General features: G+C 38.2%; 7 protein-coding genes and 1 pseudogene. 5 read left to right on the forward strand and 3 right to left on the reverse strand.

All coding sequences use genetic code 11. From position 1 onward, the window contains the following. Positions 1-247 precede the first annotated feature (247 nt). A pseudogene (locus P9Q65_RS12490) lies at positions 248-694 on the forward strand (recombinase family protein); the annotation flags it as partial. A gap of 468 nt (positions 695-1162) precedes the next feature. Here the strand turns inward: P9Q65_RS12490 and P9Q65_RS12495 are convergent. The 3 genes from P9Q65_RS12495 to P9Q65_RS12505 all read right to left on the reverse strand — a co-directional run bounded on the left by P9Q65_RS12495 (position 1163) and on the right by P9Q65_RS12505 (position 3197). After that, complete coding sequence (locus tag P9Q65_RS12495) at positions 1163-2044, reverse strand: ABC transporter permease (RefSeq protein ID WP_304509792.1); 882 nt, start codon at positions 2042-2044, stop codon at positions 1163-1165. After that, the gene (locus tag P9Q65_RS12500) at positions 2034-2780 is read right to left on the reverse strand and encodes an ABC transporter ATP-binding protein (RefSeq protein ID WP_304509793.1); all 747 of its coding nucleotides are present in this window, start codon (positions 2778-2780) and stop codon (positions 2034-2036) included. The genes P9Q65_RS12495 and P9Q65_RS12500 overlap by 11 nt, the downstream gene beginning before the upstream one ends. Before the next feature lie 282 nt (positions 2781-3062). Beyond that, positions 3063-3197, reverse strand: a complete 135-nt coding sequence (locus tag P9Q65_RS12505; RefSeq protein WP_304509795.1) for a hypothetical protein — start codon at positions 3195-3197, stop codon at positions 3063-3065. Between the two features lie 849 nt (positions 3198-4046). Between P9Q65_RS12505 and P9Q65_RS12510 the strand changes: the two genes are divergently transcribed. From P9Q65_RS12510 to P9Q65_RS12525, 4 genes are all read left to right on the forward strand, one after another. Continuing rightward, a complete protein-coding gene (locus P9Q65_RS12510; protein WP_304509796.1) occupies positions 4047-4409 on the forward strand; it encodes an Hpt domain-containing protein in 363 nt (120 codons plus the stop codon). 7 nt (positions 4410-4416) lie between these two features. Further along, positions 4417-6948, forward strand: coding sequence for an EAL domain-containing protein (locus tag P9Q65_RS12515; protein WP_304509798.1), 2532 nt, complete (start codon positions 4417-4419; stop codon positions 6946-6948). 270 nt (positions 6949-7218) lie between these two features. After that, on the forward strand, positions 7219-7998 hold the full coding sequence (gene sigG / locus P9Q65_RS12520) for an RNA polymerase sporulation sigma factor SigG (RefSeq protein ID WP_334307206.1): 780 nt from the start codon (positions 7219-7221) through the stop codon (positions 7996-7998). Between the two features lie 178 nt (positions 7999-8176). Then, the gene (locus P9Q65_RS12525; protein ID WP_304509801.1) at positions 8177-8719 is read left to right on the forward strand and encodes an isochorismatase family protein; all 543 of its coding nucleotides are present in this window, start codon (positions 8177-8179) and stop codon (positions 8717-8719) included. The last annotated feature ends 337 nt before the right edge of the window (positions 8720-9056 follow it).

The following is a 9056-nucleotide window of genomic DNA, read 5'->3' on the forward strand; positions in this document are numbered from 1 at the left end:
GTTGGTTCAAAGTGGGAAGCAGCTTTATTTTTATTTGGAAAATAAGTTTTATACCCCCGATGATGCCCTCATTACAGGGATAAAGGCCATTCTTGCAGAGGAGTTTTCCAGAGATTTATCCAAGAAAATAAATAATGCCCACCGGAACAGGCAGAGCAATGGCGGCCGTGTTCTGATTACTTCAAATACTTGGGGATATGACAAGGTAAACAAAGAGGTTGTTGTGAATGAAAAAGAGGCGGAAGTGGTGAAGCTGATTTTTGAGTTGTGCTTACAGGGATATGGCAGCCGCACCATTTGCAAAGAGCTTGATTTGCGGGGAATTAAAGGACGTTCCGGCAATGCCTTCCCCGAGGCAACGGTAAGGAAAATTATTAGAAATCCCCTATTTATGGGTACGGCGGTTATGAACAAAATGCATTATGATTTTAATGCAAAAAAGGCCATTCACAACCCCAAGGAGGAGTGGATTCTCCATGAAAATGCAGTCCCGGCACTTGTAAGCGAAGAGGTATGGGTAAAAGCAAACGCTGAGATTGACAAGAGATCCGTTGAAAATGGAGGAAAGCGCATTGGGCGTAAAAGTGGTAATTCGGTTCTTTCCAGTAAGATTATTTGCGGGGAGTGTGGTGAGGTTTATTGGAAGCGTTTCCGAAGAAATGCGGCAGGGGGTCAAATTGTATATTGGTCTTGTTCTCGTTATGTGCGCAGAGGGCGAAAAACCAACAACACCAATGTAGGGAAAGCAAAAATTAAATTACATACGGATGATGGCTGCGATAATATTCACTTAAAAGAGGAAGATCTTAACGATGCGTTATATCTGGTTGCAGAAAAAATCTTTAGTGGGGACAGAGCCATTGTAAAAGAGGCAATGTTGATTTTGGAGCAAGTTTTGGCCGATGATGATGCTTTGGATAAGGGTACTTTTGAAAAGGAAAGAGCCGCAATTATGGCGAAGAGAGAAGCTTTGCTTGACAAGATGCTGGACGGTGTCATTTCAGAAGATTTATTTAAAATGAAAGACAGATCCTTTCAAGAGGAATTAGCAAAAACGGATGCCAAAATTGCAGAGGTGGACAGAGTTGGTAAGGAAAGAGAAGAATTGGAATTCCGAATGAATGCTTTGAAAAATGAAGTTTTTGATATTGCGGATAAAAGTTTAAGTATAGATAAGGTGGCGGAAAACATTCAGAGGATACGGGTATTTCCCGGGGAATTGGTATTTGAGTTTGATTTGTTCCCTGAAATAAAGGTTCAGGTGGTACGGGTGAATAATCGGAAAATGGAAATGCGGTTGGCGGATTGATACATACAGTTTGTAGAACCATATAAATATCTGGCTACCATAAACAATTAAGAATCCCAAGCCGGATTGTGCAACCAAAAATTCCCCAACGATAACACCAACAAAGGATAGCCCCACGTTGATTTTCAGTGCATTTAAAATACAGGGGATATTTGCGGGAAATACTACTTTTTTTAAAATCTGTGCTTTGGTTCCACCAAAAATTTGAATTAATTTTATTTTTTCGGCATCAACTTGTAAAAAGCCATTTAGAACACTCATTACAGTTACGATAACAGAGGTTAATAATGCAACGGCAATAATTGAAGTTTGATTATTACCTAGCCAAACAATAATGATTGGGGCAAGGGCAGTTTTCGGCAGAGAATTAAGAACAACTAAATAGGGTTCAGCAACATCTGAAATAAAGCGGTTCCACCATAACAAAATTGCAGTTAATGTGCCTATGACTGTTCCCAAAACAAAACCAGCTACCGTTTCCCAAAGGGTTGTTCCAATATGTGTCCAAAGGGAGCCGTCCTTCCCCATCTGAATACCGGCGGATAGCATTCTGCTTGGCTGGCTGAAAATAAATGGGTCAATCCAGTCCAAACGAGCAGCAATTTCCCAAAGAAGAAAAAAACCAACAAGAAGTACCCACTGTATTCCGTGAACAGCGTTTTTCCTTTTACGTAAACGATTTAAAAATGCCGCTTGTTCTGAAGACATGGAATTTGTATTTTTTTTATGCCACATGTACATCCAGCTCCTTCCAAATTGCGTTAAAATATTCTCGGAACTCTGGCGCTTCTCGTGCCTTCATGGGACTATATTCTTCAATAGAAAGTTTAATATTATATATTTTTTTTACCTGTGCAGGACGGGAAGAAAGAACGACTACTCTATCAGCCAGACTAATTGCCTCAGAAATGTCGTGGCTGACTAAAATTGCAGTTTTTCCTTCTTTCCGAATGATGGTTCCAATTTCGTCCGAAACGGATAGACGTGTTTGATAGTCTAATGCGGAGAATGGTTCATCCAAAAGAAGAATGTCGGGGCGTATAGCTAATGTACGAATTAATGCAACTCTTTGGCGCATGCCTCCTGAAAGTTGGTAAGGGTAATGATCCTTAAAATCGCCAAGTCCATATTGATTAAGCAATGTTTCTACATATGCCATATTTTCGGGGGTAAGTTTATTTTGTATTTCCAACCCTAAAAGGGCATTATTGCGTATGGTACGCCACTCCAATAGATAATCTTTTTGAAGCATATACCCAATTTCTCCGTTTACAGATATCTTGCCCTCTGAAGGAATGATCAGTCCTGCAAGCATAGAAAGAATGGAGGATTTCCCGCATCCACTTGGACCAACGATACTAAGAAATTCACCTGATTGAACGGAAAGAGACAAATCCGAAACAGCCACTGTTTCACCATTGATGCTGTGATACCTAAGGCTGATATCCTCTAAAGAAACGATAGGGCGCATGGAAACGACCTCCCTATAGATTTATACTCCTATTATATCAATCGGGGGACAAAAAGTGCTTTTCCAGATGCAAGAAAGATAAGTAGAGTGTAAATATTTTTTTGATTGATTTTCGGATTATTTTGTTTATCTTAAATAAGAACTGCCATCAAAGGATGACAGTTCTTATTTGATTGGGTTTAAAGAGTTTTTAAAAGAATGAACTATTCTTGGTGAGCTGGAAGACATCTTGTTATTCAGGTCTGTTTATTTCTTCTAATGCTTCAGTTGTTTCAAATGCATCTATATCTTCGGGTGATATGCCTTGCTGCAACATCCACCATCTTTGCCACCACCAATATCTGCAGCAGCAACAACAACCCCAACAGCAGCAACAACAGCAGCAACAACATCTATGCCTTCTGCCACGAGAATCATTTTGTCCGCTCATCATATATACTCCTTTCTCTTTTTCGATTTCTAGCATCTACAGCATCTACAGCATCTACAGCATCTACAACATCTACAGCATCTACAACATCTGCATTCTCTACCTCGAGCCTGATTTTGTCCGTTCATCTTTTACCCCCCCTTCGTATTACAGTGCAATAACTTGTACCTACTTTTACTATAGAATATGAAGGAGTAGAAAATTGGTGAATTAGAAATTTGTCTGTAACAGAGATAGTAATTAATTTTTGGGGGGAAGAAGGGAAGGGTAATTGTTCTGATCAAAAATAATGACGAAAAGGAAGTTGGTATTTGAAGGCACAGAATTTAAGAGAAGAAGTAAAAAATAAATCATCATGATTTGATATTTAATTGTGTTTCCGCTTTAAGAATTTTTCTTTTATATATTGGAACGTGAAACAAAAGATGCAATAAATTTGTAGATTATAATGGCAAAACTTGCTATAATAAGATATTAATATTGTTTTAATTACTTATTTTGAGTGAATTTTATCATTCGATTTGATGATATGAATTTAAGAGTATCTTATAGACACATGAAAAAATATAATAGGAATAAGGCAAGCGATAAAAAGGCCAAAGATATGGGGTAGATACATGAAAGGGCTACGATGTCAAATAATTTGGGGAAGAATTCCATCTTTTATGAAATGGCGTTGAACGCGTTAAGGGATGGATAAATTGTTTGGACTGTTTCATACTGAAAGACTGCGAATACATTTCAGCATTTGATGAACAACCAGAGATTAATACCTGTTTTTATGGGTGGATGATTACTATCTTTTTTTATGAGAGATAGAAAAGGAGGTATTTGAAATGGATAGCAAAGTTTTAAAGGAAGCCGGAATTGATCTTGAGAGAGGGGTGGCCCGCTTTCTCGGTGACAGACAGTTATATGAGAGTATATTATTAAATTTTTTGGTAGATAAAACTTTTGCCAATGCTAAAGAGGCAATGGAGGAAGAAAACTATAAGGATTTATATGAATGTGTTCATACGCTTAAGGGCGTTGCGGCAAATACAGATATGACGATTTTGTATCGTACTACAGGGGAATTATGTGACTATCTGCGAAAGCAGGAAGCTCCGGATAAAGAAAAAACAACACTTCTTTTTTGCCAAATGGAAGAGGCATATTATTCTGTTATGAAGGGCATTGTTGCCGCAAGGGGGGCATGATGGATAAATGGATACAGGGATGAGCAAAAAAACGATTCTAATTGCGGACGATGCGGAACCCAATCGTTTGTTACTAAAAAAAATATTTGGGGCAGAGTATTGTGTCGAAGAAGCGGTAAATGGTTTGGAAACATTGGAAAAATTGCGAGAGCTTCCTGATGTTGCAGTTCTGATATTGGATATTATGATGCCAAAGCTGGACGGCTTTGGTGTGCTGGAAGCCATGAAAAAAGATGAGCATCTTCGTATGATTCCAACTGTCATGATTACGGCAAATAATGAAGAGGATATTCAGATTAAGGCATTGTCTTACGGAGCCACTGATGTGATGACAAAACCTTTTAGTCCACTGATCATTCTTCACCGTATCAAAAACATTATGGCTCGCAAGGAATCGGAAAAACTTGCAGAGCAAAATCGGGCTTTTAAGATGGAGTTACGCTTAATGGACACCGATGAAAAATCGGGACTTTTTAATAAGAATGCCTTTCATCGCTATACAGCCAAAATGCTTCAGAAATATCCTGATAAAAAATTTGTTTTGATTCGATGGGACATTGATAACTTTAAGGTATATAACGATTGGTTTGGCACCGAAGCAGGGGATGCATATTTGAAAAAAATCGGTGATTTTTTTCAAAAGTATGAAGAAAAAAATGCATCCATTAAAACTTATGCCAGATATGATGCAGATCATTTTGTATGTTGTCAGGAGGCAGAGGGATTTGACCCGGAAGATATTACGAAAATTATAGATGATTACATGACTGACCTGAAAACCATAGATTTTGAGTATACATCTCGAGTGGGACTGTATTTGATTACCGATCCTAACTTGGATGTAGCTTTAATGTGTGATCGGGCACTGCTAGCGTTGCGTTCTATTAAGGATAGCTATGGAAAGCGTTATGCGTGGTTTGATGATTCTATGAGGGAAACGTTGCTTGAACAGCAGGAAATTTTAAATGAAATGGAGCTGGCTTTGAAGGATGGACAATTTATTCCTTATCTTCAGCCACAGTATAATTACGAGACCGGTAAGTTAGTGGGAGCAGAGGCTTTGGTTCGTTGGGAACATCCCAGAAAAGGAACCATTATTCCCAATAGATTTATACCATTATTTGAACGAAATGGCTTTATTTCTCGGCTGGATGAATATATGTGGGAGCAGATTTGTATTATACTGAAAAGGTGGCAGGACAGTGCTATGCCCCTGGTTCCTATTTCTGTAAATGTTTCTCGTAGGGATATTTATAACCCACATCTGGTAGAGAATATTGTTACATTACTTTCAAAGTATAATTTAGAGCCTTCATTATTGCATTTGGAAATTACAGAAAGTGCCTATACACAAAATGCAGAACAGCTGGTGAATACGGTTAATCTTCTCAGAAATCATGGCTTAGAAGTGCATATGGATGATTTTGGGAGCGGATACTCCTCTTTAAATATGTTGCAAAATGTACCCGTTGATATTTTAAAGCTGGATATGAAGTTTATGGGGAATGATTACAAAAATGAAAGAAGCGGAAATGTTTTAAATGCCGTTGTACGTATGGCAACAGCACTAAGGCTTCCTGTTCTTGCGGAAGGTGTGGAAACAAAGGAGCAGGCGGATTTTTTGAAAAGCATCGGATGTTTGCTCATGCAGGGGTATTTTTTCTCCAGGCCTATGATGATTGCAGATTTTGAGGCGTTACTTGGAATGTCAAAAACAACTTCCAGCTTAAATGAAGGTTTCGTAGAGAGTTTTGAAGGTTCGGTTGATTTTCTGAACTTTACTTGCCAATCCACCTTATTGTTTAACCGCTTTATTGGGGGGGCGGCGGTCGTGGAATATGATAGTGAGAACAAAACTTTGATTGCGATAAGAATAAATGATCGGTTTTTAGCGGAAATCGGAATCAACAGAACAGCATATATGGAGAGAGTTCAGAGCCTCTTTGATTTTTATGAAGGAGATAACAAAAAATTGGTTATTTCTATGCTTGAGGAGGCCATAAAAAGCGGAGAGGAAACGTTCTGTGAGATTATGGCAAAACCTAAAGAGCAAGAGGATTTTAGATGGTTTAAATTACAGACAAGGCTTCTTGTGACGAGCGCATGTAAATATTTTTTCTATGTGGCAATTAAAAATATCACGGAAGCGAAGTGCAAGGTTCTTGAGGATGAGAGGAAGGTTCAACGGCTTACAGATTTGATAAATAGTATTCCGAATGCGGTAATCGAGCTGGATTTCTCAAAAGATATGGAGGTTGTTTATCATAATAACGGGGTTTCTGAAATGTTTGGCTATACCAAAAAAGATATTGAAGAACGCTTAGATAAAAATTTTTTATTATTTATTCATCCTGAGGATAGAGGTGAAGTGAAAGAAAATTTGCAATCACTTTCTAGGGGGAAGAACAAGGTTCCGGGCGAAAAATATCGTCTGATTTGCAAAGACGGCAGCTATCGCTGGGCTAGAATCACAGGGCGTGTTATGCCGACAGAACAAAACCATTCCAATGTTTGTATCCTTATAGAAGTGGTAGAATGACAAATAGCAAAACCATGCAGTATTTTTTGCTTTGGTTCACAAAAAAAGGAATTGGCTATATTATTTTTAAGGAGAGTTGCTCAAATGAGTGACTCTCTTTTTCTTTCCAGAAAAGCGGTGTAGCTTTATATACAAAATTAAGGAATGATTTGAAAAGAAATTGACGATATTTGCAAGGTATAAATTATCCCATTCAGGGGGAGATTTTTAATATCTTCAACTGAAATGGTTTTGCCATTTCTGCTACCAAATTGCTTGATAGGAGTGGGCATAATGGGATATTATGGAAAGGTAGAAATCAGCGGTATTAACACTTCAAATTTACCGACTTTAAGTGGTGCGGAGGCTAGAGAATTATTTATTAAATTTCGAGAGGGTGACGAATCTGCCCGAGAAAAATTGATCGAAGGAAATTTAAGATTGGTATTGAGCATTATAAAAAGATTTGAAAATAGAAACGAAAATATGGACGATTTATTTCAGGTTGGCGTGGTAGGCTTAATTAAAGCGATAGACAATTTTGATATTAATATGCAAGTGATGCCATCAACTTATTGTTGTCCCATGATTATTGGCGAGATTAGACGTTATCTGCGTGACAATAATTCTATTCGGGTTAGCCGTTCATTAAGGGATACTGCGTACAAGGCTTTGCAGGCAAAGGAACGTTTGATGGCGGAACGGGAAAAAGAACCATCAATCGAAGAAATTGCAAGAGCAATGGGAATGTCCAGAGAAAGTGTTGTGACTGCCATGGATGCCATCCAAGATCCTGTTTCTTTGTATGAGCCTGTTTATCATGATGGTGGTGACACTCTTTTTGTGATGGATCAGGTGAGTGATGAGAAAAATGGTGACAAACTATGGCTTGAGAACTTATCTCTGAGTGAAGCCATGCGCCATCTTTCCGAGCGTGAGAAAAAAATCGTTTCCTTAAGATTTTTTGAGGGGAAGACACAAACGGAAGTGAGTACAGAAATCGGAATTAGTCAGGCACAGGTAAGCCGCTTGGAAAAAAGCGCACTGAAGCATATGCAAAAATATGTATAAGACAATGGACAATCCAACTAAAATCATGTAAAATATAGGGCAAAAGAAGGAAATATATTGAGAATTGTTTTTTTATGCAGACAGGAAGAAGAGGAATACCAAGGTTTCCGGTACCATTCTCTGGGGCTAAAATGAAAACATGTGGTTCAGTTGTCATTGATTTTAGGAGGAAAAGTAAATGAAAATTTGCGTAGAGGATACAGCGGCGTTATTTATTGATTTTCAGGAAAAATTAGTTCCTGTGATTAGTGGAAATGAAGAAATTGTAAGAAAATCAGGGATATTGGTTCAAGGTTTGGCCGAGGTTGGCGTTCCCTTTGGGGTATCTCAACAATATACTAAGGGATTGGGCGAAACTGTTCCGGAATTGGTTGCTTTCATTGATTCTTTTCAGTATATGGAAAAAAACACATTTAGTTGTTTTCAGTGCGATGAAATTGCCGCTTGGATAAAAGCGCAAGGGAAGAAAACAATTCTCGTTTGTGGTGTGGAGGCACATATTTGTGTTTTGCAAACTGTAATTGATCTTTTAGGTGCTGATTACAATGTATTTGTGGTTGCAGATTGCATTGGTTCCAGAAATCCCTATGATAAAGAAATTGCTTTGGAAAGAATGAAGGCGGAAGGTGCAATTTTAACGACTTGTGAGTCAGCTTTGTTTGAATTGACAGGCGGTGCAAAATCACCTCATTTTAAAACGATTTCTAAATTAGTAAAATGATTTAGCTTTGGCATGAAATATATGAGCGGCCGGGCAATGGCCTGAGCCGCTTTTTAACGGGCTTTCCAAATTGCCTCAAGGGTGATTTGGAAATGAATGCACGAAATGCAGAGCATGGAGTGGATACAGGTGTGGAAAACACCGTCCGTTATAAGTAAAATTAGGAATAATTTTACGCATAGCAAAAGCCAGGCTTTCCAAATTGCCCAAAGGGAGATTTGGAAATGTATACAAAGGCACCGCTTTTTGTGAAATATTAAAAAAGATTAATGATAAGCAAAGTACTATTTTATTTTTTTAGGATATAATTGGTATGCGGAGGAATTGAAAATGAAAG

Origin of the sequence: Anaerotignum sp., from assembly GCF_030625865.1 — a bacterium.
In the GTDB taxonomy this organism is placed as follows: Bacteria; Bacillota; Clostridia; order Lachnospirales; family Anaerotignaceae; genus Chakrabartyella.

What these genes read in the sequence shown, in the direction of transcription:
- P9Q65_RS12525 (WP_304509801.1), top strand. Translation starts at nt 8,177, where the DNA reads ATGAAAATTTGCGTAGAGGATACAGCGGCGTTATTTATTGATTTTCAG.
- P9Q65_RS12495 (WP_304509792.1), bottom strand. Translation starts at nt 2,044, where the DNA reads ATGTGGCATAAAAAAAATACAAATTCCATGTCTTCAGAACAAGCGGCA.
- P9Q65_RS12505 (WP_304509795.1), bottom strand. Translation starts at nt 3,197, where the DNA reads ATGATTCTCGTGGCAGAAGGCATAGATGTTGTTGCTGCTGTTGTTGCT.
- P9Q65_RS12500 (WP_304509793.1), bottom strand. Translation starts at nt 2,780, where the DNA reads ATGCGCCCTATCGTTTCTTTAGAGGATATCAGCCTTAGGTATCACAGC.
- P9Q65_RS12515 (WP_304509798.1), top strand. Translation starts at nt 4,417, where the DNA reads ATGGATACAGGGATGAGCAAAAAAACGATTCTAATTGCGGACGATGCG.
- P9Q65_RS12510 (WP_304509796.1), top strand. Translation starts at nt 4,047, where the DNA reads ATGGATAGCAAAGTTTTAAAGGAAGCCGGAATTGATCTTGAGAGAGGG.